Annotated in this window: 23 protein-coding genes and 1 pseudogene; 2 read left to right on the top strand and 22 right to left on the bottom strand. The window is 47.4% G+C overall.

Translation table 11 applies throughout. The features are described 5' to 3' along the window. Positions 1-2 precede the first annotated feature (2 nt). Positions 3-371, bottom strand: coding sequence for a hypothetical protein (locus tag HNR77_RS05090; RefSeq protein WP_184181420.1), 369 nt, complete (start codon positions 369-371; stop codon positions 3-5). Positions 372-635: 264 nt separating this feature from the next. Here HNR77_RS05090 and HNR77_RS05085 point away from each other — a divergent pair, with 264 nt between their 5' ends. Beyond that, on the top strand, positions 636-1,916 hold the full coding sequence (locus tag HNR77_RS05085; RefSeq protein WP_184181418.1) for a stalk domain-containing protein: 1,281 nt from the start codon (positions 636-638) through the stop codon (positions 1,914-1,916). Positions 1,917-2,005: 89 nt separating this feature from the next. Here HNR77_RS05085 and HNR77_RS05080 read toward each other — a convergent pair whose 3' ends face one another. From HNR77_RS05080 to HNR77_RS05045, 8 genes are all read right to left on the bottom strand, one after another. Continuing rightward, entirely contained in the window at positions 2,006-2,251 is a 246-nt protein-coding gene (locus tag HNR77_RS05080; protein WP_184181416.1) for a hypothetical protein, read from the bottom strand. A 25-nt stretch (positions 2,252-2,276) separates the two neighbouring features. Then, on the bottom strand, positions 2,277-3,503 hold the full coding sequence (locus HNR77_RS05075) for a Ger(x)C family spore germination protein (protein ID WP_184181414.1): 1,227 nt from the start codon (positions 3,501-3,503) through the stop codon (positions 2,277-2,279). Beyond that, the gene (locus HNR77_RS05070) at positions 3,475-4,590 is read right to left on the bottom strand and encodes a GerAB/ArcD/ProY family transporter (protein ID WP_184181412.1); all 1,116 of its coding nucleotides are present in this window, start codon (positions 4,588-4,590) and stop codon (positions 3,475-3,477) included. Before HNR77_RS05070 ends, HNR77_RS05075 begins: the two co-directional genes overlap by 29 nt. A gap of 32 nt (positions 4,591-4,622) precedes the next feature. Further along, positions 4,623-6,170 (bottom strand): spore germination protein, encoded by a 1,548-nt coding sequence (locus HNR77_RS05065; RefSeq protein ID WP_260410317.1) that lies wholly within the window; start codon positions 6,168-6,170, stop codon positions 4,623-4,625. Positions 6,171-6,330: 160 nt separating this feature from the next. Next, on the bottom strand, positions 6,331-7,212 hold the full coding sequence (locus tag HNR77_RS05060) for a carbohydrate ABC transporter permease (RefSeq protein ID WP_184181410.1): 882 nt from the start codon (positions 7,210-7,212) through the stop codon (positions 6,331-6,333). 15 nt (positions 7,213-7,227) lie between these two features. After that, on the bottom strand, positions 7,228-8,118 hold the full coding sequence (locus HNR77_RS05055; protein WP_110896191.1) for a carbohydrate ABC transporter permease: 891 nt from the start codon (positions 8,116-8,118) through the stop codon (positions 7,228-7,230). Between the two features lie 111 nt (positions 8,119-8,229). Continuing rightward, complete coding sequence (locus HNR77_RS05050; protein ID WP_184181408.1) at positions 8,230-9,507, bottom strand: ABC transporter substrate-binding protein; 1,278 nt, start codon at positions 9,505-9,507, stop codon at positions 8,230-8,232. 84 nt (positions 9,508-9,591) lie between these two features. After that, complete coding sequence (locus HNR77_RS05045; protein WP_184181406.1) at positions 9,592-10,470, bottom strand: AraC family transcriptional regulator; 879 nt, start codon at positions 10,468-10,470, stop codon at positions 9,592-9,594. Between the two features lie 199 nt (positions 10,471-10,669). Here HNR77_RS05045 and HNR77_RS05040 point away from each other — a divergent pair, with 199 nt between their 5' ends. Next, a complete protein-coding gene (locus HNR77_RS05040; RefSeq protein WP_184181404.1) occupies positions 10,670-11,095 on the top strand; it encodes a MaoC family dehydratase in 426 nt (141 codons plus the stop codon). A 113-nt stretch (positions 11,096-11,208) separates the two neighbouring features. Here the strand turns inward: HNR77_RS05040 and HNR77_RS05035 are convergent, their stop codons facing one another. The 13 genes and pseudogenes from HNR77_RS05035 to HNR77_RS30735 all read right to left on the bottom strand — a co-directional run bounded on the left by HNR77_RS05035 (position 11,209) and on the right by HNR77_RS30735 (position 26,560). Further along, a complete protein-coding gene (locus HNR77_RS05035) occupies positions 11,209-12,399 on the bottom strand; it encodes an aminotransferase-like domain-containing protein (protein WP_184181402.1) in 1,191 nt (396 codons plus the stop codon). A 222-nt stretch (positions 12,400-12,621) separates the two neighbouring features. Further along, complete coding sequence (locus tag HNR77_RS05030) at positions 12,622-13,761, bottom strand: NAD(P)/FAD-dependent oxidoreductase (protein ID WP_184181400.1); 1,140 nt, start codon at positions 13,759-13,761, stop codon at positions 12,622-12,624. Further along, positions 13,758-14,486 (bottom strand): SAM-dependent methyltransferase, encoded by a 729-nt coding sequence (locus HNR77_RS05025; protein ID WP_184181398.1) that lies wholly within the window; start codon positions 14,484-14,486, stop codon positions 13,758-13,760. The genes HNR77_RS05030 and HNR77_RS05025 overlap by 4 nt, the downstream gene beginning before the upstream one ends. After that, positions 14,473-15,642: a type III polyketide synthase gene (locus tag HNR77_RS05020; RefSeq protein ID WP_184181396.1), complete on the bottom strand. Its 1,170-nt coding sequence runs from the start codon at positions 15,640-15,642 to the stop codon at positions 14,473-14,475. The genes HNR77_RS05025 and HNR77_RS05020 overlap by 14 nt, the downstream gene beginning before the upstream one ends. Before the next feature lie 310 nt (positions 15,643-15,952). Then, entirely contained in the window at positions 15,953-16,843 is an 891-nt protein-coding gene (locus HNR77_RS05015) for an alpha/beta hydrolase (protein ID WP_184181394.1), read from the bottom strand. Positions 16,844-16,924: 81 nt separating this feature from the next. After that, positions 16,925-17,278 carry an MmcQ/YjbR family DNA-binding protein gene (locus HNR77_RS05010; protein ID WP_184181393.1) on the bottom strand — a complete coding sequence of 118 codons (354 nt, stop codon included), beginning with the start codon at positions 17,276-17,278 and terminating at the stop codon, positions 16,925-16,927. A gap of 136 nt (positions 17,279-17,414) precedes the next feature. Then, positions 17,415-18,935 (bottom strand): DEAD/DEAH box helicase, encoded by a 1,521-nt coding sequence (locus HNR77_RS05005; RefSeq protein WP_184181391.1) that lies wholly within the window; start codon positions 18,933-18,935, stop codon positions 17,415-17,417. A 105-nt stretch (positions 18,936-19,040) separates the two neighbouring features. Continuing rightward, a complete protein-coding gene (locus tag HNR77_RS05000) occupies positions 19,041-19,670 on the bottom strand; it encodes a pentapeptide repeat-containing protein (protein ID WP_184181389.1) in 630 nt (209 codons plus the stop codon). Positions 19,671-19,694: 24 nt separating this feature from the next. Continuing rightward, positions 19,695-20,414, bottom strand: coding sequence for a class I SAM-dependent methyltransferase (locus HNR77_RS04995; protein ID WP_184181387.1), 720 nt, complete (start codon positions 20,412-20,414; stop codon positions 19,695-19,697). Positions 20,415-20,780: 366 nt separating this feature from the next. Next, positions 20,781-21,872, bottom strand: coding sequence for a threonine aldolase family protein (locus tag HNR77_RS04990; RefSeq protein ID WP_184181385.1), 1,092 nt, complete (start codon positions 21,870-21,872; stop codon positions 20,781-20,783). After that, positions 21,869-22,330: a MarR family winged helix-turn-helix transcriptional regulator gene (locus tag HNR77_RS04985; protein WP_260410312.1), complete on the bottom strand. Its 462-nt coding sequence runs from the start codon at positions 22,328-22,330 to the stop codon at positions 21,869-21,871. Before HNR77_RS04985 ends, HNR77_RS04990 begins: the two co-directional genes overlap by 4 nt. 187 nt (positions 22,331-22,517) lie before the next feature. Next, positions 22,518-24,236 carry an ABC transporter ATP-binding protein gene (locus tag HNR77_RS04980; protein WP_184181383.1) on the bottom strand — a complete coding sequence of 573 codons (1,719 nt, stop codon included), beginning with the start codon at positions 24,234-24,236 and terminating at the stop codon, positions 22,518-22,520. A gap of 220 nt (positions 24,237-24,456) precedes the next feature. Beyond that, positions 24,457-26,560, bottom strand: a pseudogene (locus HNR77_RS30735) (serine hydrolase domain-containing protein). Positions 26,561-26,592: the final 32 nt, after the last annotated feature.

Here is a 26,592-nt window from a genome sequence, read left to right as displayed (position 1 = left end):
TTCTAAGGGATATTCGTGAACCGGTCAATTAACGTCATTTCCGATTGAAGAATCCGCTGTATAATCTGACCTGTAGAATCCACGCCATAGACATGAATGATGGTGCTCGTCGCACTGAAAAAATCACTCTGCACTTCAAAAAAGGCAGCGTTAATCAGCGGATAGATGAAGGTTCTTGTTGCTTGAGGCAAGATTTCAACTAAATCATGACCAATAGGAACCCGTGCTAGTTGTGTAGTATCCCATCTGAATACTTCCAGTTCAACATTAACAGGAGCATTAAGTGAGTCATTAATGCAAGTGACAATAATCTGCGTAGACTGGGTCGGGCCTGAAGTCGGATTGTAGATAAATCCTGTAGAGTTCGGCAAAGAGTCACACTCCTTTCGCACCATATATTCCACTATACTTTCCATTAAGCTTGTGTTATGCACACTCTATGCTTTCTCGTATTGGAACAATATGAAAATTTTGTTATGATAGATTTGGCTAATTCCTATAATCAATAAACTTGCCAGATTTAATTAATAGACTTGTAGAACCATAATGCTGAGTCGAATTCAAATCAATTATATGTGTTCTTAATGATTCATTGGAGCATACGAAAACAACCACATCTGGAGGTAAGCAAATTCATGTTCATTCAACGTACTGGAAAAATTGCTGTCGCAGCCGTCATGGTACTGTCCATGATGGGAAGTATATCTGCAACTCAAGCCCATAAACTTCAAGCAGCCCCTGCAATCTCTGTTCAATTGGATCATGTACCCTTAACGTTCGATGCAGCACCACGAATTGATCAAGGGGTAACGTATGTTCCTTTCCGCACAGTCGGAGAAGCTCTTGGCATCGATATTAACTGGAACAGCAAAACACAGACCGTAACTGCGGTGAACACATCGAAAGGAAAAACAACGAAGGTTGTGCTTCAGGTGGGAAGCAAGACCGCCACTGTAAATGGTACCAAAGTGCAGCTTGCTGCTGCCCCTGTGCAGCGTGAAGGACGTGTGCTCATTCCGCTCAGCTCGTTCAGCAGCCAGTTCGGTGTACGTACTGGATGGAATCAGGCTACACGAACCGTCTCTATGGTGTCACCTCAGCGCGAGATGCACCTTCGGGCATTCTATGCCGTGAGATCATACCACGAGATTGATCTGTTACCCTCTATGAATTCAGTTGCTTTTGGTTGGAGCCGGATTGACCGGGATGGTGAGTTTACACTGGAAGGCAAAGAATATCAGATTCCGCCCGCTGCTGGTGAGGTCACACCTGAATCTATCGTAGCTGGTGCCGCTGAACAGCAAATTCAGCCGAGTCTGATGGTCTATGCGCTTGATGGAAACGGCGAATTAACGAAAATGCTGAGTGACAGCACGTTACGGCAAAAATCGATGGATGGCATTCAAGCAGCTGTACAGGAGTATGGCTTTGGCGGTGTGGTGCTTGATTTTGAGGGACTTGGCTTCAAGCTGGATGCATCCAAGCAACAGCAGTTGCTTAATCAATATGTAAAGCAGCTAAGAGAGGTGCTTCCGTCCAACATTTCCATTTCTCTGGCCCTTCCTCCGCTTAATAGTGCTTATAAAGGATACGACTACAAAACACTTGCATCCATAGCAGACGACCTTATCATTATGGCGTATCAATACAATCCTGTGGGGACCAAAGCTCAAGTGCCTGAACCGAACAGTCTGGTCGATCAAGCCATTCAGCTTGCGCTGCAGGCGGGTGTACCCAAAGAGAAGCTGCTGCTCGGTATCAATTTGAACAGTGAAACATCTTCGTCCGTGAATGACAAGCTGGGACTCGCCAAACGTTACGATCTTAAAGGAGCAGCCTTCTGGCGACTGGGCATATTCCGCTTGCATGGTTCAGGAATGGAAGACGCCATCCGTGACTCTGTTATCAAAGAATAGATAACCCTCAATCCGGAATTATATGTATATACAGCGGAGAATCACATGTTGCTACGAACGTGTGATTCTCTTTTGCATGTAGTATTTTTCTATTTCATCACCTTATCCACACCGCCAAATAACAGCTTGACTACTGCACTCGGTCCCGGCAAACGTGGATTAAAGAGCAGCAGGATACCAATAACCGCGCTGATTGCTGTAATCCCTCCTGCAATCCACCTGACCTTGTTCTCTTCACTATTTTTCCATTCGACATATATGATGGTTGCTGCCAACAGCAGCACCCCAATAACCGAGCCAAGTTTGATCATGACGCTCCCTGCCTTTCTTTCCATCTAAACTTCATAAAAGGATCTATGCTTATTTTTTGTTCTCATTGGGAATGCCCTGTGGTCCAGTTGACTTGCCTGAACGCACAACCTTGGCCTTCACCTTAATCTGTACATCAAGATCAGGATAGATTTTCTCCCAGTTCTTCTCTTGCTTTTTCCATTGCTGCGGATAGAATCTGCGAAATTCAACAGCAAAATGATACAAGTCTGCTCGCATCTCCTGCTGTGACAGATGCAGCGCAGCCTGAGCCAGTTCCTGCAGCTTTTTTCCCCACTCCTGTTCCAGCTCTTTAAGAACGGAAGGGTCTGTCAGGTCACCATCCGTTGTGTTCAGCAAAACTTCTCCCTGGGTTTCAACATTAACCAGCATTCGCCACTGGCCATTGGTGATATTTGGCTTTAATTTTGTTTTAATATCTAGCGGCTGGATAGAAAAAGAGCCGTTGGAGGATCGGAATTCCACGGGCATAATTATGTTGTTAAGATCTTTGGCAAGCAGCAGCACACCGACTGTTAACGGTTCCGTTATGGTTCGAACATAACGATCTTTCTTGTATAAACTTAATCCTTTAATGTAAGGTGTTGTTGTGAGTTTGTCCTTCTCATCCGGCGGCGGCAGAGTCAGCATGCGCGACAAAATGACCGATTCGCTGGGTCCTTCAATGGATTTGGCCAAATCCAGCACTGTTGTTCGAGTACCGAGCCTTAGATTAGCCATCTCACGCAAAGATTCAGCAGAACTTCTTTCCAACGGATCAAGCAAGGCCAGTATTCCTTTGGCAGACTCTGTCGTGGAAAAAACATAAGCATGCTCCCTGATCTGCGGGTATCGCAGAAAAAAGTCAATATACTCACGCAGTCCATGCTTGCCCGCATCCTCGTTAATCACAATGACTTCGCAGTGCCCCCAGAACATATTTCGGGGAACTTTACGCTGCAAACGATTCAGAGCCTCTGCGATGTTTTGACCGTCAGCTGTTCGGATTAACGTCACACCACTCGGGCTTCCTCCACCCGCGGTACTGTCTCCTCCACCTGCTTTGCGAGGAACGAAAATTTGTGCCGTAAGTTCAACTTTATTGTCTCGGTAATCTACTCCTGTCGCCAGCACAATCGCCAGATCGTTAATTTCAATCCGATCCCAGCAGCCACTTAACACTACGCAGGACAGCACAGATACGAATGCTATTAACATGCGCCATGTTCGTACGATTCTCATCATCTGATCAGTGACTCGCCTGTTTCTTGCGTACATGCGACCACCCCTTTTTCAGCCATGCAAGACCATACGTAAGCCCTGGCAGCACCAATAACACACTGATGGTATAGAGATTGGCGGATGCTGTAATCAAGCTGGATAAACCGGAGCCTTCTGTAACTACCCAATAGGCAAAAACAATGGACATAAGGGACAGCGGCCATACCAGCGGTTTATAATCTTTCATGCCAAACCACTCTGCGGTTGAAGTAACCGAGATATACAGGAACACAGAAATCTTGACAAAGATACCAAAAATCCAGATGGCAATAATCACCGATTCAATATGCTGCAGGAAGTCCGCTATCGTAATGTATCTGGCAGCAATCATAACCGGGAAAACAAAGGTATCCGTCAAATCTCCGATCAAAAACAGACAAAACACATTGGTGACGGTCATCGCGACTGTCGTCAGAATTAGAGAACCGAATAGAATGTGAACCGTTCTTTTTTTTCGATTGACATACGGCATCAAGAAAGCAATAACGATATACTCACTGAACCATGCCCCCGGCGCCATAGCTCCTTCAAGGACAGGCAGCGGACCATTTTCCATAAACGGGAACAGCTGAGCAGGATTGAGCTCACCGATTAACAGTACAAAGATTAAAGCCAGAAGCACAATCACCAGCGTAACAAAAACTTGTGCAGTCCTTCCCACCACTTCAATGCCAAGTCTTACATTGATTGCACAAACGATAATCATCGTACCCATTATCACAAACATAGGTGTTCGCGGCAGGGCATTGTTAGCAATAAATTCGCCATATTCGCGGACTACCAACCCCGTCAGATGAGGCATAAATAAAATATATATCAGTCCTAGCAGCTTACCCGGAATCCTGCCAGCAATTAACACACTGGATTGAATCAGGGTCTTTCCCGGGTACATCCGATGCAGTCCAAGCGATATACCAATACTGGCAATCCCGAGTAAGGACCCAATTGCAGGTGTCATCCACATATCATGACCGGCATAATGCATCGTAATTCCCGGTACAGACAGGATTGCTGTAGCAAGGATGGCCGGGAAAATCATGAATGCCAGCTGTGTTACGGATATTTTTCCTTGATCGGGTAACATGACTTCCCCTCCTTTTCCACTCCGGTTATGAACTAACGTGTTTTATTCCACGGTGACGGGCGCCACCATACATCCTTGACTTCCTTGGACATGGTCGGTGCAAGCGGCGACAGATACGGTGTGCCAAATGAGCGCAAGCTGCTGAGATGTATAACGATTACGATAATGCCCAGCATGACACCTATCAGTCCCAGTGTTCCTGCGAGAATCATGACCGGAAATCGCAGCAAACGAGTAGCAATGCTGGCAGCGTAACGCGGAATCATAAAGGACGCTATCCCCGTAATTGCGACAATAATGATCATCGGTGCGGATACAATACCTGCTGTGGTGGCTGCCTGACCGATAATCAAGGCGCCAACAATGCTGACAGCAGAACCGACCTGCTTGGGTAAACGCACCCCTGCCTCACGCAGCGCTTCAAAAGCGATCTCCATAATTAGCGCCTCCACTAAAGCCGGAAAAGGAATCTCCTCTCTCGCTTTGGCGATACTGAGCAGCAGTACAGTTGGAATCATCTCCTGATGAAAGGTTGTTATCGCCACATAAGCTGATGGAAGCAAGAGCGATAACACATAGAATGTGTATCTTAGCCAACGTAGAAATACACTCATGAGTGCATATTGATAATAGTCTTCGGGAGATTGCAGCATGGAAAACAAAGTAACAGGTGCAATAAGCGTAAACGGCGTACCATCAACAAAAATGGCAAACCGCCCTTCCAGCAGATTGGAGGCAACGACATCCGGTCTTTCGGTAGCAATCATCTGTGGAAATGGAGAGTGACGTTGATCAATGATATCTTCTTCAATATACTGACTTTCCAGAATGTCTCGAACCCTAAGATTATCCAGCCTTTTCTCAACTTCCTGTACCAGCTTGAAGTCAATGGCACCTTCCACATAAGCCAGCGCAACACTTGTATTGGATCGTTCACCTACCGTGCGAGTACGAAATTTGAGCGCTGGTGTTTTCAGTCGTTTGCGAACCAAAGAAAGATTGGTTGCCAGGGCTTCCGTAAACCCGTCTCTGGCACCACGCACGGTGGATTCCGCTAACGGCTCTTCCGTCGAACGATTAGCCGCTTTATAGAGCGGGTACACCGTTGCAACATTGGAACCCTCCAGTAGAAGCAGTGCTTCTCCTTCCAGGATCGCTTCGGCTGCCTGTGTTGGCGTTTCTACTGTTTTGACCGATGCCATAGGTACCTGGGCTGCTTCGATTCCAATCTCCTGAACAGGCGTTAACACCTGACGTTCCAGACGTTCCGTATCACACAGACCGAGACAGTATACACAGAGTGCCGAGACAAAGCCGGCCGTTTCGAAGGAATGAAATACGACATCTGAACAGTCAGCAAATACAGCTCGCAGTGTATTTTCATCGTTTACAAGATGGCCTGTCAGAGGCAGGTCCTGATAGGCAGACTCGTTCGACTTGCTCTTTGAATCTGTATCTTGGTTTGATTTTTCTTTTTTTGATTTTTCTTTGTTTGATGTGTCTTGTTTCATCTCTTGATCTGAGCCTTGCTTCGACTCTTGTTGCGGTTCTGACTTTGAAGTCTGGTTTGTGCCCTTCATAAGCTTCACCCCTTCCCACGGCATCGTCCAAGTATTCTCAGTAAAAGATATCATTTGCTTCCGAGACCACAAATATGCAGCAAACATGACAAAAAGAGCCGCTCGGGGAGCGACTCTTTTCAAGTAAATCCTTTAGATTGTGTGTCTGATGAGATAAAAGCTATCCTTTAACAGCACCTAGTGCAACACTCCCGATAATTTGCTTCGAGAACACTGCGAACACCACGATAATCGGCAAAATAGAAATCGCCACCCCGAGATACAGCAATCCATAGTCCATGCCATAATAGCCCTGTACAAGGGCAACCAGCACCGGAAGCGGATATTTGTCCAGCGAGAAAAACAATACGAGCGGAGTCAGGAAATTATTCCATGATCCGATAAACGTGAAAATACCGAGTGCCGAAATGGCTGGCCCAAGGATGGGCAGTACAATCTGGTTAAATGTTCTGAATTCACTGGCACCGTCCACCCGGGATGACTCAATGATCTCGTCAGGAATGCTGCTTTCCATAAACTGTTTGATAAAAAAGACATTAAACGCATTCGCTGCCGCAGGTAAGATAATAGCCGCATAGCTGTCCAGCAGGCCAAGTGTACTGAAAAGCCGATAGACCCCGATGAGTGCCAGCTGACCCGGAACCATCATCGTTGCGAGCAGAAACAGGAACAGACCGGTACGGCCTTTAAAATTAAACTTGGCAAATCCGTAGGCGGTCAACGCCCCGATATACAGCGACAATACCGTGGAGCTGCCAGCGATGAAAAAGCTGTTGGCGAAGCCGCGCCAGATGTTGATTTTGGACGCCATATTCACATAATTGTCCAGCAGATATGTGCCTGGCAGAAACGTAAAGCTGGATGCAATCGATGCATTGTTATGTGTAGAATAGATCAGCATCAGGTAGAACGGAATCACACACAATACAGCGAGGGCGATCAGAAACAGATAGATGAGGATTTTCCCCAATGTCAGCCGCTGGCGCAGAGCATGATGCTGAAGCACGGCCTCTCGCTGCGCGGCAACCTTAGCAGTTTGCATACAATCTCTCCCTCCCTATGAACGGCTTTTCCGCTTGGTCATGATGAAGGATGCAACGGATAGCAAAATAATGATGACAAACAGGCAAAACGCGATTGCAGCGCCGTAACCAAATCGTGTGCTCTGGAACGCTACATTATAGAGATACATAATACTGGTCATCGCAGCCCGATCCGGCCCGCCGTTGCCATTGGTCAGTGTAAACGGCTGGTCAAAAATCTGAATGCCTCCGATGATCGACGTTATGATCTGGAACAAAATAATCGGTCTGAGCATCGGCACGATAATGTGCAGGAAGATATGTTTTTTCTTCGCACCATCAATCTGTGCCGCCTCCTGCAGTGCCGGGTCAATCCCTTGCAAACCTGCCAGATAGATGACCATCGAGTAGCCAAAGTATTGAAAGAACAGGATGGAGGATACAATCAGCCGCATAAACCAGGGGTCATTTTTCCAATTGATCGGGTCTTGAATTAGCCCTGTCTGTACGAGAAAATGATTCAGTCCTCCCGACTGCCAATCAAAAATGAGACTGACGAGCAAGCCCAGCGAAGCCGCTGTAACAATGTTCGGAAAAAAATAGACTGCCCGGAATATATCCCGTCCCTTCAGCAGCTTGTCGTTCAAAATAAAAGCCAGCACAAGCGACACTGTCAGCTGCGGCACTACTGAGACACCCCAGATGAAAAGTGTGTTGAAGAGCGTTTTATAGAAAAGCGGGTCTTGAAGCACTGCAACGTAATTACCAATTCCGACGAACTCTGGCGTGGTTATGCCGTCAAAATTCGTGAAGCTGATATACAGCGAGTACAGAATCGGGTACAATCCAAAGATAGCAAAGATGATAAAAAACGGAGCGATAAAATAATAGCCATAGTGGTCCTTGCGAAGTGTTTTGGCAAACATGTGCTGTCCTCCCCATGATCAACTTGGATATGACTGCTCTCATGAATCTCGTGATTGAAAGGTTGTTCTGTCATCGGAGTTCTTGTGTAACCAGCGTTAGTCAACTTACTCCTACTCCACCTCTAGCTCGGGGAATCTCAGGCGCACATCACGTTTGATGCGTTTCACCACGTCCTCCTTCGTCTGGATATCACCGTTCAGATACAGCTGCAGGAGGTTTCTATAGATATCCGTATTGATAATGCCGTCATATTTGGTGCGCTCGTACACCGGAACCTGCTTGGCTGCCTCCGAGAAAAATTCAAAATGCTTTTGTCCGCCAAGGTAAGCCGAAGTTAGCGATTCTGCCAGCTCATCATTCACCACCATGTTGCTCGTAAAATAATCCTGTTCTTTCGCCAATCCTTTCAGAAACTCATGATTAAAGTTATAAAACTCAATGAATTTCCAAGCGGCATCTTTCTTGTCGCTCTTGCTGTACATCGCAATATAAGTCCCTCCTGAACTGAAGGAGGATGGCCCGTGTGCCAAGCCCCATAATCCTTCGGTATCCGGTGCATTCGCTTTGAATGTAAACTGCAGCCCCCAAGTCGCAGCGGGATAAAACATCACTTCACCTTTTTGCATAGATGCTGCATAACCTGCACTTCCATCCTCGTATTCAGCAAGAACACGCCGCTCACGCGCCTCACGAACCAGATCAAGCACCTTCAGGTACGTTGGATCAATAACCAGCTTCCCGTCCTTCACCCAGGGAATGCCGTCATATGAGTTCGCAATACCATTCCAGTTGGCAAGTGCATGCACCTTGTTGCCGCTCTGCTCCTGCACCTTCTCTCCAATCGCAAAAATGTTCTCCCACGAATCAATCTGTGCACTCACCTTCTCCGGGTCATCCGTCCCCAGATATTCCTTCGCCAGATCGCGGCGATAATAGATGCCTCCAGGTGTTCCCTGATAACCAATCGCTCTGACATTCCCCTCGCTGTCCTTCTCATTGGCCTGTACAAAAGGATATTGCTCTTTGATCAGCTCAGCGGCATTATACGGCGGGGGTGACAGATTTTCCAGATATGGCACATCAATCAGTTCCCTGATATTTCCGTTCTCAATCATAAATACGTCCGGGGCCTTTGAGCTGGTCTGAAGTGCTGATTTGAGCTTGGTAAGATAGAAGTTACCCGGTATATTCACAAAATTCACCTTGATATCCGGATACTTTTCTTCGAATTTCTCAATGGCATAGCCTGCCTCATCCGTGAAACTCCAGACCGTGATTTCCTGCTGCTTCGTGTGATTCGATGCTCCCGTCTGGCAGCCTGTGAACACCATGACTGCACCTGCAAGCACCATAACCGGCATAGCCCATCGCTTAAACCATCTCTTCATAAGTACCCTCCCCAAAAAGGAAACGCTTACAATTTACTTGAGTATATGAATTTGAGCGATAGCTTTCTCCACAAATATTGTCAATCATCCTTGATATTTTGCGATATTGGACCGATGACGCTTGCGGAATTCGGAAGGTGTGCAGTTATTGTATTTTTTAAAAAGACGATTATAAGAGTTCACATTGTTAAATCCGTGACTGATCGCGATCTCCAGAATGGAGTCTTGACGGAACAGCAGTGCCCATTCGGACTTGATAATGCGAAAATGATTCAAATATTCCATCAGCGTAATGCCCTTGATCTCTTTGAACAGCTTGCAGATGTGGAACTTGCTGAACTTCATATGCTCTGCCACCTGCTCCAGCTTGATCGGCTCGGCATAATGTTCCTCCAGATATTCGCAGACCGCTTCAAGAAACTCGAACTTTTTGGACGATAATCCGCAGGGCCAGCATGGTGCTGTATGATTCGCATCAGCCGGAGGTGCTGTACGGAGCAGCAATACGATCAGATCGTATAACCGGGATACCATGAGCCAGCGGTAACCGGGTCTCTGATTTTTTTTCTCGGCAGCAATTGCTTCTACATACGGACCCGGATTGCCCTGACTGCTGGCTGGAATTACAGTCGTTTGATTAAAAAGTGCTCCCAGCTCCTGCATCTCCACTTCACTTGTAAAGCTTCCGGTCAATAGTTCAAGCCGAAACAGCAGAATCGTCAACCGTTCGGTTCCCGGCAAAAAATAGTGTACATCCCCCGGCTTGATCAGAAGCATATCTCCTTGGCCCAGCTCCAGAATCTGCTCGTTCACGCCAATCCGTGCCTTCTTTCCATTCACGACCACAAGCTCTACCTCATCATGCCAATGTGCGGCATAATTGAATTGTGCACCTGTATAAATTAACCGAATGGGAAACCCGTCGGCCATGTGACCTGTTTCCAGAAAAGTAGGTACGCCCATATGCTTCGCCTCCTCATTTTTCCACACACATCTGCCTTATGTTTCTATTCATATGCCTGAATGTACTCACCCTGCTCTCCTATTCTAACTAAAATTGGGCTGCATATCCAAGTCAACTGACGCAAGCTCTCTGGTTAGGGCTTTGTCATGCAGACGTGATAATATAAGCAGTGAACATCTAAGAATCGGAGTGGTAAACATGAAATTTAGCGAATTTAAAGTGGGACAGCGTTACGAGACGGCGTCGATTACTCTGAGCAAAGAGGATATTATGCGTTTTGCGGAGATGTACGACCCGCAGTATATGCATCTTGATGAGGAAAAAGCGAAAAAGGGACGTTTCGGCGGGCTGATTGCCTCGGGGATGCAGACGCTGAATGTATCGTTCAGGCTGTGGATTGATGTAGCCATATATGGTGAACATATCATTGCCGGGACAGGCATGAATCAGCTTCAATTTCTCAAACCTGTATATCCGGGGGATGAGCTGCATGTGATAGCCGAGGTTATTGAGCTTCGCCCCAGACGAGCAGGCAACGGTACAGTAACCGTGCTTCTGAGCACCTACAATCAGAAGGGACAGAATGTCTTTCGGGCAGAGCTGAGTGCACTGGTTGATAATTAAGAGGTGGCCACTCAATCAAGCACCGATTCCCGGCAAGAACGCCGCCAGCACATAATACAGCGGTCCAGAAGCAAAAAAGCCGCCCGCGGGCGGCTTTCGTCATGCTTTTGTTTTTACGAAAACGAGCTGCGCAATACTTGTCCAAGAATCTCCACACCTTTGACAATCTGCTCGTCAGAAGGTGTCGAGAAATTGAGTCGTATCGCATTGCAAGGGTCCTGCTCATTCACCAGAAACGCATTGCCAGGTACAACAGCCACCCCTTGTGCAGCCGCAGTTTTGGCATAGTCTACCATCGGCACATGTGCAGGAAGATCACACCACAGGAACAGTCCGCCATCGGGGCGTGTATAGGTCACGGCGTCACCCATATGCTCCTGAAGCTTCTCCATCATCAAGGTCGCCTTTCTCCGATAGACCTCGCGAATATGCTGGATATGACCCGCATAATCATATTCTGTCATGAAGCGATGCGCCAAAATCTGCGGAAGCATAGCCGTATGTACATCCTCGCCCTGCTTGGCAACAACCATTTTCTCCACCACTTCATGCGGGGCTTGAACAAAACCAACGCGCAGACCCGCTGACAAAATTTTGGAGAAGGAGCCTACATAGATTACGATTCCCTCTTCATCCATTGACTTGATAGTTGGCACGTCCTCACCGCTGAATCGAAGCTCGCCATATGGATTATCCTCCAGAATCATCACGCCATATTTCTTCGCCAGCTCATAGATCGCTTTGCGTTTCTCCAGACTGGTCGTTACGCCTGTTGGATTCTGAAAGCTTGGAATCACATAGATCATTTTCACATTCGGCTCCGTTTGCAGCGCATGCTCCAGCTTCTCAATGTCCATACCGTCCATCTCCATCGGCACACCTGCCAGCTTCGCACCGGAAGCCCGGAAGGAGTTCAAGGAGCCGATAAAGCTTGGACTTTCACAGATAATCGTGTCTCCTTCATTACACAGCACTTTACATGCAAGCTCAATTCCCTGTTGTGCACCTGACACAATAAAGAGCTGGTCGGACGGCTTGCCTGTGTTAAAATTACGCTCCAGATGTTGCTGAAGTGCTTCGCGCAGCGGCACATAACCTTCGGTAATGCCATACTGCAGCGCGGTAACCGGGTCTTGCTCCAGAATCGCTTGGGTGAAGCTGCGGATCGCTTCAATCGGAAATGTTTCCGGTGCGGGGTTGCCCGCTGAGAACGGAATGACATTTTGACCTGAAGAGGCCTTCAAAATTTCACGAATAATGGATGGCTGCAATGACGCAATCCGGTTGGAAAAGGTATAATTCATCTTCATTAACATCCTCTCGGCATCTGATCTGTTCTCTGTCTTCTGTCTCTCCATGATACATCAGACTCTATTATACGAGTATTTTTCAATTTGCTAAACAGTCATCTACTTGTTTAAGTGCTTTTTTTGTCATACGTGCAATGGATACTGCAAAAAAGCCGCCTCAAGGCAGCTTGATTATTTCATCTCATAGCCTCTTCTACTTTAGTCCAAACAGTCTTTTCATCTCATGCCTGACAATCGCGTGGCCTTTACTACATATGACGCAAGCCCCGGAAACATTCGGGCGAGAACCGGATAGAAACGATTGGTTCTGGCAAAAGCAAGCTGTTGAATCGTTCTGGCTCTGCGCAGCAGTGGAGCAAATTCACGGTTAGCCTTCCGTATATACTCGCTTTGCCAAGCGTCATAGTGTAACTCGTCTTTCAAATATGCGTCAGTCAATCTTGAGCACAGAATAGCGGAACGAAGAGCGATTGACATGCCGTCGCCGCATAGCGGTGGAATCACCAGCATTGCATCGCCAATATGCGGATAACTGGACCATGGTTCGGGCACATTGGACAGCTGTAACGGGGCAACAGATACCTGCGTTCCCTGAACCGCCCTGCCTTCGGATAAGCGGGCGGCAAGCTTGGTATTGGTAAGAGCCGCTGCCTGTATAATCTCAGGCACGGACTTGCCGCTTCCCTGCACTGAGTCGAGTGTGAGCAGTGCCGCAACATTTACCGTGTCATTTTCAATCGGAGAGATGCCAACATAACCGCCATTGCAGAAATAAAGCTCTACCCTCGACGGAATGCTGATGCCTCTGTAATGAGACTTCACACCAACATAGATCGTTTCATCGCGCACTCCTTCTTCACTATGCGTTCCTCTCAGCTTTTTACTGCCGTTGGCCCCGATAATGGCCTTCGCCTGGTAACGTACATACTCGTCGCCTTGCTTGACCTCAACTTCATACTTTTTATTTTCAAGCTGCCGGACAGCAATAATGTTCGCTTTGGTGATGATGCCGGCCCCGGCATCCCGTGCCTGTTTATGCAGAAGCTGATCCAGCACATATCTGCTTATGCCATATGCTGTTTCAGGCAAAGGCGCTTCAATCTCACCGCCATCAGGCAGTATAATGCTGGCATGATCCATAAGGCCAGTTGTCTTCTCGCAATCCAGCAAATGGACACCCAAGTGCTCCAGCATCTCCCTTGTTTCAGGTGACATAAACTCGCCGCACGTTTTATGCCGGGGAAACTGCTGCCGATCCAGCAGAAGCGTCCGATGGCCCTGCCGGGCCAGCTCGATGGAGCAGGCACTTCCTGCAATGCCTGCTCCAATAACGATGACATCTGTTGATCTTGTCATGTTATTGACCCTCCTTGATGTGGGATGACAACAGAAAAGCGAAATAACGGCTTCCATTCATAGGTCATTGTCTCATGATTCAAGCGTTGCCTGAGTTCCTGCCAGTCCTTACGGGTAAAGCCCTTCGCTACGGAAAGCGGCCCATCATGCCGTATATAACGGTTGCGCGAGATTAACCGGGTTGTAATCCACACAGCCTTATAGGACACCGTATGACGATGAATATCGTTGATCACTACACCATATCGTGATGTTCGCAGCATATGGCCCACCATGTTCACGAGCTGCTCTCCTTCAAAATGATGAATAAATTGCGAGCCTGTCACAATATCTGCCGACGCATCTGGCAACGTCGTTAAATCAGCACGCTGTACTCGAACACGCGGTTCGTTCCGAAACAGCTGCCGGGCTTCCTGACACGCTTCCTCTGTCATATCCACTAACGTAATGTGCATATCAATGCCTTGTTTCTTCGCCCATTTCAGCAGCCTCTGATTCACATCTCCCGAACCCGCTCCGACATCCATAAGGGTAAGCTTATCCGGCTTGCCGATGGACTCCCACAGCTTGGCTACGCCGGACACTGTCGGACCAGACGCAGCAAACAGCTTATTCAGGCGTCTTAGATGCCGCAGCGCTTCATGCAGTTCTTCTCCACCCATTGTGAAATCATCCATCAGCTCTTCTTCCTTCGCCCGACTATGCAGCGTTCTAAAAAAAGACATGATTCTGCTCCTCTGCTGCCAACAACAAGGACGGGACATATGTGAATTTCATTAATTCGGCTGTAAGTCCAGGACCAAAAGCCATCGCCACGCCTGTCGTTGTAGACTGTTCACGAATTTTCATATCCATACGCATCGCCTGAAGCACAAACAAAATCGTATTCGAAGACAAGTTGCCGTAATCTCTCAAAATATCCCGGCTGTACTTCGTTTGCTCCTGCTCTAGCTTCATCACTGCCTGGACAGAATCTACGATTCCGCGTCCCCCCGGATGGATCGCCCAAAGCTCCGGGAACTGTTCATGCTGCAGAAGCCGCCGCAGCTCCTCTTCCAGATGTAAACCAAGCAGCTTGGGTATTCGTGGTGACAGATGCAGATCATATCCGTAATCTGCCACCTTCCAGGTCATATCTTGCGTCGAGTCGGGCAGCAGTACCGAATATCCAGTGCCCAGACTCAAATAGTCTGTATGCTGTACTTCAGGCCTGCCGACAATAGAGGCGGAGGCTGCATCCCCAAAGAAAGATGCCGCGAACAACGCTTCCCGATCCTGTACCGGCTGGAAATGAAGAGAGCATAATTCCACGCAGACTACCAGCACATTAGAGCCGGGGGCGCCCTGCACAACATCACGAGCCAGCTGAATGGCTTTTAAACCGGCAGCACAGCCCTGAAAAATCAACGGCATGCGGTTCACTCGGGCCGAGAGACCCAGACTGCGAATCAAATCCACATCCAACCCCGGCAAATATTGACCCGTACAGCTGACCGTTATCAAATGGGTGATGCTTTCGGGAGATGCTCCTGCATCCAGCATCGCTTGCTCCGCAGCCTTGAGGGCCAGAGGAAGAGCCTCCCGCTGGAAGGTGTCCATTCTCTCCTTGGTTGTAGGGATGTCACTGGGTTCAACAGATGCAATAGGTAAATAGCGGCATTCCTCAAGTGGTCCGAGATAACTCGGTTCTACCGTATATCTCGTCTCTACCCCGCAGGATCTAAAGATCCGCTTGGCAAATCGGGCCAACTCCGGGCGATCGTGCACTGAGGCGGCGATAAGCTCTGTAATTTCAGCCTGATTTACAACATGTACAGGTAAAGCAGTCCCCATGCCAAGAATGGCAGCATCACCATGAAGGTGTTTCAAATTTGAATTCATATGAACCTCCTGTTTCGGTATAGGATCACCTCTGATTAACACCTCTTACCCTTTATGAAAAGGCAGTAACCCAGAAAAAAGATTGATCCATACAAAATTAAGCACGCACGGTTTCTCGTCGATTGCGGCTTGCCCGGATTTGTATATTTTATTAACCCTTGTGCTCACTCAGAAGCCCGCTTCAGGAATTTGTACGTTCATATAAAAAAAACACCTTCCAGGATACAGGATAACCACGTTTGACACATGGGACTGTGATCTGTAGAAGGTGTTTGTATTCTTTTCTTATATCACATCAATGAATAACAGCCTATCTCGCAAAAACGGCCTTTAACGTGTCACTCATCAAATACCATGCATCTTCAGCCATCTGTATATCGCCATGATGTGTGAAACCATGAGCTGCGCCCTCGTATTCCTTATGAGTCACATGCACACCGCTTGATTCCAGCTTCGCAGCATACGTACGCGCTTCCTGGGCGAGAGAATCTCTCTCCGCAGTAATGATAAGCGCTTCGGGCAAACCTGCGAATGAATCCGCCAGTACAGGAGAAGCCAGCGGGTTGTGAGCGTCTTCCGGCTCAGTCAGATACATCGCATTAAACGTTCGGGCGATATCCGCAGGAATGGCTTCTGGAAAATCCGGCTTTTCCGCCGGGTCTGCAGCTACATCAAGTACAGCATAATCAATAATCTGCAGCAGAATTGGAAGCTCATCTCCACGTTCACGATTCAGCAGACATACGACTGCTGCCAGATTCCCTCCCGCACTATGACCACCAATCGCGAGAAGAGAAGCATTAGCCGAGAACTGCGCCGCATGCTCATGCACCCATCTCACCACATCATAGCACTCATAGACAGCTACAGGGAATTTATGCTCGGGTGCCAGCTTGTAATCTATATTTACAACTAAGCATTCTGCACGATCTGCGATCAAACGGCACCAGGCGTCATCTCCGTCTGCTTGTCCAAGCACAAACCCTCCGCCATGCATGTTAAAAAACACAGGCAAGCTTGAAGATAAATCCTGCTTCCGGTTTGGTGTATATACCAGTACCCTCGTCTCTCCCGCGGAGGTGGTGATAAAGTGCTCTTTGACCATAACATCATATGTAACCCTTGGCTGTAAGGCTTGGCCCATACCAGAGCTCTGCTCCCGCATATGCTGCACCATTGCAATCTGCTGCTGCTGATCCATTCTCATGCACTCCTTCGTATTGGTTTCATGCGATAAAATACCTCAACTGCTAGACTGCTCTATGGCCCAGGTTCCGCAGCTTTATTCGCTCAACGTCTCCTGAACTCTCTTGGGCAGCTTCTGTACAACGAGAGTATAGGAATGATCTATCATGGCATAGATGTCCTCATTCGGTAAAGAATCATCCAGCATGACTGTATTCCAGTGCTTTTTGTTCATATGATAGCCGGGTTTGACCGCCTCATGCTGTTCTCTCAGATTTTCCGCAATCATCGGATCACACTTCAGATTAATACGGCTATCTTCTCCATTTCCCTCAAACAAAAGAGCAAACATTTTGTCTGCTACCTTAATTACAGCCGTATCAGGTCCGAACGGATATTCCTTCACGGCACCTTTTTTGGCAAGACAATAATACATCATCGTTTCTGTCAACGGTCCCCCCCCCTTTTTGACACAATCTACCACACTTTATTTTATCGAATGTACGTTTGCATGTAAATGACATTTGCCACGGAACCAAAAAACCTTCTCCGACATTCGAAGAAGGCATGCTTTGTTGTTATATCAGCTAGTTGGCCTGGTTGCTATGCGTTTTGGCACGGCGCTGCGAACCCTGAACCGAAGATCGGCTGTTTGTTTTGCTATGCTCCGCTTTACGAGCTGCTCCAGATGAAGGACCACCTTTGGCATGAGACTGCTCGCTGCGTGCAGAGCGTGAGCCATTCGAATGGCGTTCTCCTGATTTACCGCCGCCAGATGTCCCTTTATCCCGTTTCGTGAACCACTCAGACTTCGGCTTGCGTGCCGGATTCGTCTTGGATTTACCCGGTCTGTCAGCAGCGGAACGATGAGACCCGGACCGGCCGCCAGACGTTCTGGATGCCTGTTTCGTTGAGCTCAGCTGTTGTGCAAACACAGGCATGCTGGTCAACGGATAAGGATGATCCTTCACCTCGGGAATGGATTTTTTGATCACTTTCTCGATATCTTTCAGGAAAGGAAGCTCATCCTGTTCACAGAATGAGATCGCCATTCCGCTCTTCCCCGCACGGCCCGTCCGTCCAATACGGTGGACATATGTTTCTGGAATGTTAGGCAGATTGAAGTTGATGACATGTGTCAGCTCCTCCACATCAATGCCTCTGGCCGCAATGTCCGTAGCGACTAATACACGGGTGACGCCACTTTTGAAATTGTTTAATGCCCGCTGGCGTTCATTCTGCGACTTGTTGCCATGAATGGCCTGTGCGGTAACATTCACCTTAGCCAAATCACGAGTAACCCGGTCTGCTCCACGTTTCGTACGAGTGAACACCAGTGCAGATGCAATCGTTTGATCCTGCAAAATGAGATTGAGCATGCTCTGCTTCTTGCCCTTCTCCAGCAAATATACAGATTGCTGAATACGATCCACGGTGGAAGATACCGGGGTAATCTCTACTTTTACCGGGTTGACCAGCAAAGTCTGCACCATTTTAACAATCTCTGGCGGCATCGTAGCCGAGAAGAACAGCGTTTGTTTCTTGTTTGGCATCTTCGCAATAATCCGTTTCACATCATGGATAAAGCCCATATCGAGCATACGATCCGCTTCATCCAGTACGAGAATCTCCACCATGCTCAGATCAATCTGCTTCTGGTTCACAAGGTCCATCAAGCGGCCGGGTGTAGCAATGACGATATCCGCTCCCTGCTGCAATGCGCGCTCCTGCACTCTCTGAGATACTCCGCCCACGATTGCAGTAGAACGAATGTCGGTGTAACTGCTGTACACTTTAATATTATCGGATATTTGAATGGCAAGCTCACGAGTTGGTGACAAAATAAGTGAACGAATCGCACGCGCTGACTTTGCCTTTTTATTCGCAGGACTGCCTTGTTTCACTTGGTTTGCTTCGCTTAGAAGTTGTATAATCGGCACCGAAAATGCAGCCGTCTTGCCTGTACCCGTCTGGGCACAACCAAGCAAATCTCTACCTGCAAGCACAGCAGGTATGGATTGCTCCTGAATGGGAGTGGGCTTGCTGTAATTTGCTTTCTTTAACCCTTCCAGAATCGGAGGGATGATGTTTAATTCCTGAAATGTCATGTTATCTCCTTCATTTACGCACATCTATACATAAAAACAAGTCTTTATGTCACACGTAACAGTTAAGGATAACATTAAAAACAGGTTCTGTATACGTCCGCACTTTCATTTGATAATAAGTCCCATTAATCCGGCAAAGGTCGCCGCTTGATGAGGAGCAATAGCACAGCCGGCCAGATCCTCCATTGTCAGCACAAGCGCGTCGAATTCACTGTCACTCAGATCCAGGCCCTTCATCGCTGTTCCGGTGAACGCAACCTGATCCAGCTTACATGCTGCAAATGCGATTTTCTGTAATTTCAAATAGGCGAAGTCTGCTCCAATCAAGCTACAATCCGTGTATTCAACCTGCTTGAGATGTGCAAAGCGAAAATTGCTGTAGTCTCCTATACTCTGTGTAACACGCACATTCTGCCAGCGGCTGCTTGTAAAGTCTGTTCCCACCAGTTTGCAGTTCTGCCACTCCGCTCGATGCATAAACGAGTTCTGCAGATTCACATTGGAAAAGTCACAGTGCTCGAAACGTACATCCGTAAATTCACATTGCTCCAGCGAGGACTCGAAAATAGTCACATGCCGGAACACTACATTTTCAAAAGACACCTTGCTCGCTTCCAGCATGTCCAGCGTAACATTCTCAATCAGCTTGTCCTTGTACTCTGTTTTCGAGTCCAAAGAATAGATCGGTTCAGCTTCAAGCAGCTGCAGCTGCAGCTTGGGTTTCTCTATTTTCATGCGCGTCTCCTTTGGACTTATGGATTACACTTTGATAGCAATAACTCGCAGTCTGGATATATCCAGGCTCCATTGCCCTTCATGAAAGAGCAGCGGTTCTACTTTCTTTTCGACAACCTCCATTATAGACTCCTGCTCGTCCGCTGTAATATCGCAGAAGAGATATTGGGCAAAGCTGCTTATCCAGCTCCGCACCCCCTGCTGTAATGGCCTGCGTGCATCGGTATGCTGAATATATAACACACGAAATCCATGCTGCTCCAGCAAGCTTGAAAATTCTCCAACACTGGGGTGGTACCACGGATTACGCGTTTCCCAAGTGTAGCCTCGTGCAAGCAGCTCCTCCCGGACCGCATGAAGTATGATCGCCGTATTTCCCTTGCCCGCAAACTCCGTGACCAGACGTCCTCCCTGCTTCAGTGCGGCGTACATGCTTTGGATCACAGCAGAGGCATCCGCCGTCCAATGCAATACAGCATGTGAAAAAACAGCGTCATAGCGCTGTTCCGTTCGATACTGACAAGCATCTGCTGTCTGAAAATCAAGTTCAGGATAGTGATGCAAAGCTTGGGCGATGTTCTCTTCCGATAGATCAATCCCTGTAGTGATAGCGCCTGATGCTGCAATCCGGGCTGTTAATGCTCCGTTCCCGCATCCCACATCCAGAATGCGTTCGCCCGGAGCTGGCTGAAGAGCTGTTAAAATCGGTGTATTTTCAAAAATGGAACGTTGTTCGGTGTTCATTCTCTCTCTCCTTTGTATATTAAGGATATTATAAGTCTTTAATAGCTTAATTTATTCGAAGAGAGCTGTCAATCTACCTTCACCGCTCATCGTAAAACGCTAACGATCTCCAGAAACGCTATTTTCGTCATATCAGGCCATTTTCAATTCTAACGATTCCCAGGAACGTTATTTCGGTGAAAACCAGCGTTTACCAGGCTAAAAGGCCTTCTTACGATGAAATAAGACTTCTGGAGATCGTTAGAAATTTTTTCTCAACTAATGACTGAAATAAGGTCTCTCGTGATCGTTAGCGCTTGAACTGCAACTTAAACTCGGGATTAACCCAATCCGTTTACAGCACAGCTTTCAGCCAACGTCTGTACTCTACACAAGCACCTCTGCTCGGGTGGCAGCGATTTCATCCTGCGTTTGTTCTTCATGCAGCAGCCTTATAATATCACTGGTCAAAGCATCTACGTTTTCTACGCGGGTAGCCCAGCTTGTGCAGAACCTGACGGCACTGCGGGAAGCGTCAACCTTTTCCCAGAACGTAAACGTATACTGATTGCTGAGCTGCTCCAGCAGGGAATCAGGCAAAATCGGGAACTGCTGATTGGTCGGGGAGCTGTACAGAAACTGCACACCGTGCTGCTCAAGGGTATCATGGATTCTCACAGCCATATCTACGGCATGTTTCGAAATCTCCAGATACAATCCGTCTTCAAACAGCGTCTCAAACTGAATGCCGAGCAATCGGCCTTTAGCCAGCAAGCCGCCTTTTTGCTTGATGATATAACGGAAGTCACGCTTGAGCGCATCGTTCAAAATCACAACGGCCTCGCCCATCAGCGCGCCAATTTTGGTGCCACCAATATAAAACACGTCACACACGCGGGCTACATCCGCCAAAGTCATATCACATTCTGTAGATGCCAGAGCATACCCCAATCTCGCTCCATCAATAAAAAACGGCAAACCGCATACCCGGCTTACCTCATATATAGCTTCAAGCTCAGTCTTGCTGTACATCGTACCATTTTCCGTCGGTTGAGATATGTACACCATGCCAGGCTGAACGCTGTGCTCGGGTGACGATTCCTGCACATGTGCATCATAGACCGCCTTCACCTGTGCCGCCGTAATTTTGCCATCCAGACTTGGTACAGTCAGCACCTTGTGACCTGTAGCCTCAATTGCTCCCGTCTCATGAACCGCAATATGACCGGATACCGCTGCAATAACCCCTTGATGCGGACGAAGAATCGACGCAATCACCGTGGTGTTTGTCTGTGTACCCCCTACGAGAAAATGTACATCCGCCGCCTCATTGCCGCAAGCCTGCCGAATCAGCGCGCGTGCTCGCTCACAATGCGCATCTGTCCCGTATCCACTAGTCTGTTCCATGTTTGTCTCCATCAATCGCTGCAAAATGCGCTCATGTGCACCTTCGTTATAATCACATTCAAATCGTATCATCGTACTGTCTCTCCTGCCTTCTTGTTCAGCTTCTCTTGGATGTTCATCATGGAGGCATATACCTCTTGAATCTCTTCTTCATTCAGGTTTTGCATTAATTTGACAATCTGCTGATCAGAACGGGCATTAAGCTCAGCGAACAGCTCTTTCCCTTTGTCCGTCAGGCGAATCAGACTCACCCTGCTGTCTTCCGCAGAATCCACCTTGAGCAGCAGCCCTTCCTTCGTTAATTTATTTACAATGCGGCTCATGTAGCTGCGATCAATCGTGAGTGTGTCAACGAGGTTATTAGCAATGCTTTCCCCGCGAATGCCAATCTCGATAATGACCCGTGCCTCAGCAAAAGAATACCCTGTCCCGAGAATGTGCTTATCCAGCACCCCGAGAATATTCGTATAGAAACGGTTGAAACGCCGCATATCTGCTAAAACTTCCGGTGGAATATGCTCAGAGTTCATATCGGAGCCCCCTTTTAGTGGACATTGTCAACATTATACTAATCAGGTTTGTGGACATTGTCAACAATATTGTTATGGAGCATTTATTGATAAAATAACAACAAAAAAAGCCGCACCTTGCGTGGTGCGACTAAAGGATTAAACCAACAATAAATCAGGAAATGAAGCAAGTGCAGTCTCCTGCATGTTATGAGTGAGTATGCTGCACTTGATGCAAACGACTGTATATTCCGCCAGCAGCCACCAGCTCCTCGTGATTGCCTTGTTCAGCGATGCCATCGGTATTAACTACGATGATGCGATCGGCATTTTTGATTGTGCTCAGCCGGTGAGCAATCACAAGTGTTGTTCTGCCGACAGACAATTCAGCGAGCGATTGCTGAATGAGCGCTTCCGTTTCCGTATCAAGGGCAGAGGTTGCTTCATCCAGAATCAGAATCGGCGGATTTTTGAGGAACATACGGGCAATGGACAGACGCTGCTTTTGACCACCCGATAACTTCACACCTCGTTCCCCGATAATGGTATCCATGCCATCAGGCAAGCTCAGAATCAGTTCCTCGAGTGAAGCGCGGCGAGCCGCATCCCAGATCTGATCCTCTGTCGCTGTCAGGTCACCGTATGCGATATTCTCTTTAATCGTACCCGAGAACAGAAATACATCCTGCTGCACGATGCCGATCTGTTTACGCAACGAATGCAGCTTGATATCACGAATATCAACACCGTCTACGGTGATCCTGCCCTCTTCTACCTCATAGAAGCGCGGCAGCAAGCTGCAGATCGTTGTTTTGCCTGCACCGGAGGGCCCGACAAAAGCAACCGTTTCCCCCGGACGAACGGACAAGCTGATCTGATTCAGGATGCGACGGCTCGATTCGTAGCCAAATGACACATTCTCGAAGCGGATATCCCCCTTCACATGATGTAATTCCACCGCATCTTTACGATCCGAGATTTCAGGCTCCGTATCAATGATTTCCAAATACCTCTTGAAACCTGCGATACCCTTGGGATAGCTCTCAATGACTGCATTAATCTTCTCGATTGGCCGGAAGAAAATATTGGATAACAGCAGGAATGCCATGAAATCCCCCATGTTAATTTTGCCATCAATGTAAAACCAGGCCCCGGCGATCATCACAAACACCGTGACGAGACGCATCATCATATAACTGACCGAGATGCTTTTGGCCATCGTCTTGTATGCGAGCAGCTTGGTCAGACGGAAATTGGCATTGTCTACCGCAAACAGCTTCTTCTCATGCTCTTCGTTGGCGAAGGACTGAACGACACGCATACCGCCTACATTGTCTTCAATGCGTGCATTGAAATTACCCACATCCCCGAACAATCTTCGGTATGTCTTGGTCATACGGCCACCAAATACGATGATCACCCAGGCCATAACTGGGATAATAATAAAGGTCAGCAAAGCCAGCTCCAGATTAATGTTCGCCATCAGCCAGAATGACCCAATCAGTGTCATCACAGCAATGAATACATCCTCCGGGCCGTGGTGGGCCACCTCACCGATGTCGTTAAGATCATTGGTAATATGACCAATCAGGTGACCTGTTTTACGATTATCGAAAAATCGGAACGACAGCTTCTGGAGGTGCGCAAACATTTTCTCCCGCATGTTCGTTTCGATATTAATGCCCAGCATATGCCCCCAGTAAGTTACTACATAATTTAATACCGAATTCAGCGCATAAATACTTAGCAACACAACACATGCAAGCAAAATAAGCGGCCAATCCTGCCCGGGCAGCAGCTCATTAATAAATTTACTGACAGCAAGCGGAAATGCAAGCTCCAGCAAACCAGCAAAAACGGCACAGCCAAAATCAATTAAAAACAGCTTTTTATACGGGCGATAATACGAAAAAAAACGACGAATCATTTCTGTTCACGCTCACTCTCCACATTCATATTCGTTGGTACAGTGTATACCATTTTATACAGTCTTCCAAAACATGTAAACCCATTCTTATTAATCTATAGCCAAAAAGCCTTCTCCACAACACAAGATAGAGAAGACTTTTCGAATGATTATTCAATCGAACAGTACAATGCAAAACAGACAGCAACACAATACTACCTGACGTTATCATGTTCACATTTTATTTTTTCAATGAAACTTCAAACACTGAATCAGGCTCGCCTGCAAATACAATGCGGCCGTTTTCAGGTAAGACAACCTTATTCTTCCCACGGATTACAGTATGATGAATACAAACACCTCTCTGATCATACACAGCAAAGGAGCCATCGGCAGGCATCTTCACTGTCATTACCTTACCGCTAACCGCAGCAGGTACAGAGAACCATCTCGCATAACCGTCCGACTGAATGGTTACTCTGGATTGCTTACCGCTATATAGCGCTTGAACTATATCTTCACTGGCATATAGAGGACCTGATGCCGTAATATACTCGATTCCGTTTTGGCTAAAAAACTGCATATCCGTTGTATCCCGACCAGCCAGGCCGGGAATCTGGACTTGATTCACTGCCCGATTAGCTCCAATGATTTTACTGCTGCCAACATACCCGGAAACTTCCTTGTCTAACTGCATAGGGATAATTGTTGAAGCATGCAGATATGCCATCGAAGTATATTTTTCATTGAGCAAATAGTACGTATTCCCCTCGCGCTGATTCCATGCCGCCTGAATCTCGCTCGACAATTCATTGCTTTCGAGTTTTTGCGCCGTATATTCCGAGAAAGCGAGCTGACCTAACCCCGGTATGGACATATAGGACCGGGACCACAAGTAAATCTGACCGTTGGACTCTTCAACAAACTTTAATTTTTGTGTTCCTTCCTTGTTTACAAATGTTCCATCGGACGTGTAGATATATTGATCCGAAGTACTATTTGAAGCAGAAGAAATCAGCAGTTGCCCAGACAGATTCACCTCCACCTTCTTCACCGGTTTATTGCCGCCATAATTGCCTGCATACTTTAACAACTCTTCAGGCATATCAGCCTTTACAGGTACGCCAAACGTTTTTGCCGGCTTGCGTTCTTGAATAATGTCCTTGGCCTCCAGTGCGCTGAGCAACAGTTCGCTTGCTATCGTTTGATCCAGTGCGCTTGAGCCCCCTGAGGAAGTAACGGCTGCTGCCAGATTGTACTCTGGAAGTACGACCAGGGAGGAATGGTATGATACCGTATCTCCACCTTTTGTAACCGCCTTGATGCCGTACTCACTGAATGGATACAAGTCCACGCTATCCCATCCTAATCCGTAAGAGATAGACGCATCGCTATCCTCTGGCCACATGCCTTTTTTATATTCTTTTTGTTCCATGGCCTTGCACCGATTTGCTGGATAAAATGCCTTTGACTTCTCCAGTGAAAATTTGTGAGAATTTCACCAGATCTTGAGCCGTGGAATAGATGCCTCCTGATGCAATGATATTATAATTCTCTTGTGGAAGCTGGCCTTCATATAGCGGCGAATAGATTCCTGCCATATCTGCCGGGTTAACCACATCTTTCGGTGTTTTCGTATGCTCCATGTTCAGCGGCTCTGTAAAGTGTTTGTGTATAAATGCCGTAAAACTCATGCCACTGACTCGCTCCACCAAAATTTCAGCTAAAGTAAACCCGTCGTTTGTATAAACAGAATATGCACCAGGCTCTGCCTTCAGATTCTGTGCGGTCAATTGTTCCAAAAAGGTATCATGTGCAAAGGTATCATTGTCCCCATACAGTGATGCATTGTGGCTCGAAGTGCCCAGAAGACCGGCCGAATGGTTCAACAGCATGCGTGGTGTGATTTGCTTATATCGATCATCTTTCATCTTGAATTCTGGAATATACGTTGTTACTGGCAGATCGAGATTCACCTTGCCTTCATCCACCAGCTTCATCACCGAAGCGGTAAGAAACATTTTACTGGTTGACCCTATGCCATAGATCGTATCGGATGTAAGGGGAACTTGCCCTTGCAGGTCATTCTTGCCCGTCTGCCCGGAGACAACAATCTCCCCTTGATCCATCAGTGCATACTGCACACTTGTGATTCCGTACGTCTCGGTAAGAGACCTTGCCTTCTCTACCGCTGTTTGCTTCGTTTTTTGATATGTTAGATCACTACGGTTCGTATTAGAAGATTCAGCCATAACAGTCCATGGTGTTAACAGGGTTATTACCAGACTGATTGCAGCGATGGAAGTTCGTCTCTGGACGACTCGGTTAATCCTTCTCTTGGACATGCTTCTTCTGTCTTGTATGTCTTGTTTGTCCT

Origin of the sequence: Paenibacillus sp. JGP012, from assembly GCF_014203995.1 — a bacterium.
Classification (GTDB): domain Bacteria; phylum Bacillota; class Bacilli; order Paenibacillales; family Paenibacillaceae; genus Paenibacillus; species Paenibacillus silvae.
This window is presented reverse-complemented; position numbering and strand designations above follow the sequence as displayed.

Coding starts and splice junctions, on each gene's coding strand:
- HNR77_RS04985 (WP_260410312.1), bottom strand. CDS start 22,330: ATGAACTCTGAGCATATTCCACCGGAAGTTTTAGCAGATATGCGGCGT.
- HNR77_RS05055 (WP_110896191.1), bottom strand. CDS start 8,118: ATGTTTGCCAAAACACTTCGCAAGGACCACTATGGCTATTATTTTATC.
- HNR77_RS05005 (WP_184181391.1), bottom strand. CDS start 18,935: ATGACATTTCAGGAATTAAACATCATCCCTCCGATTCTGGAAGGGTTA.
- HNR77_RS04995 (WP_184181387.1), bottom strand. CDS start 20,414: ATGAACACCGAACAACGTTCCATTTTTGAAAATACACCGATTTTAACA.
- HNR77_RS04980 (WP_184181383.1), bottom strand. CDS start 24,236: ATGATTCGTCGTTTTTTTTCGTATTATCGCCCGTATAAAAAGCTGTTT.
- HNR77_RS05050 (WP_184181408.1), bottom strand. CDS start 9,507: ATGAAGAGATGGTTTAAGCGATGGGCTATGCCGGTTATGGTGCTTGCA.
- HNR77_RS05035 (WP_184181402.1), bottom strand. CDS start 12,399: ATGAATTATACCTTTTCCAACCGGATTGCGTCATTGCAGCCATCCATT.
- HNR77_RS05000 (WP_184181389.1), bottom strand. CDS start 19,670: ATGAAAATAGAGAAACCCAAGCTGCAGCTGCAGCTGCTTGAAGCTGAA.
- HNR77_RS05065 (WP_260410317.1), bottom strand. CDS start 6,170: ATGAAGGGCACAAACCAGACTTCAAAGTCAGAACCGCAACAAGAGTCG.
- HNR77_RS05030 (WP_184181400.1), bottom strand. CDS start 13,761: ATGACAAGATCAACAGATGTCATCGTTATTGGAGCAGGCATTGCAGGA.
- HNR77_RS05070 (WP_184181412.1), bottom strand. CDS start 4,590: ATGTTACCCGATCAAGGAAAAATATCCGTAACACAGCTGGCATTCATG.
- HNR77_RS05025 (WP_184181398.1), bottom strand. CDS start 14,486: ATGTCTTTTTTTAGAACGCTGCATAGTCGGGCGAAGGAAGAAGAGCTG.
- HNR77_RS05075 (WP_184181414.1), bottom strand. CDS start 3,503: ATGTACGCAAGAAACAGGCGAGTCACTGATCAGATGATGAGAATCGTA.
- HNR77_RS05085 (WP_184181418.1), top strand. CDS start 636: ATGTTCATTCAACGTACTGGAAAAATTGCTGTCGCAGCCGTCATGGTA.
- HNR77_RS05020 (WP_184181396.1), bottom strand. CDS start 15,642: ATGAATTCAAATTTGAAACACCTTCATGGTGATGCTGCCATTCTTGGC.
- HNR77_RS05080 (WP_184181416.1), bottom strand. CDS start 2,251: ATGGAAAGAAAGGCAGGGAGCGTCATGATCAAACTTGGCTCGGTTATT.
- HNR77_RS05015 (WP_184181394.1), bottom strand. CDS start 16,843: ATGGATCAGCAGCAGCAGATTGCAATGGTGCAGCATATGCGGGAGCAG.
- HNR77_RS04990 (WP_184181385.1), bottom strand. CDS start 21,872: ATGATACGATTTGAATGTGATTATAACGAAGGTGCACATGAGCGCATT.
- HNR77_RS05060 (WP_184181410.1), bottom strand. CDS start 7,212: ATGCAAACTGCTAAGGTTGCCGCGCAGCGAGAGGCCGTGCTTCAGCAT.
- HNR77_RS05040 (WP_184181404.1), top strand. CDS start 10,670: ATGAAATTTAGCGAATTTAAAGTGGGACAGCGTTACGAGACGGCGTCG.
- HNR77_RS05045 (WP_184181406.1), bottom strand. CDS start 10,470: ATGGGCGTACCTACTTTTCTGGAAACAGGTCACATGGCCGACGGGTTT.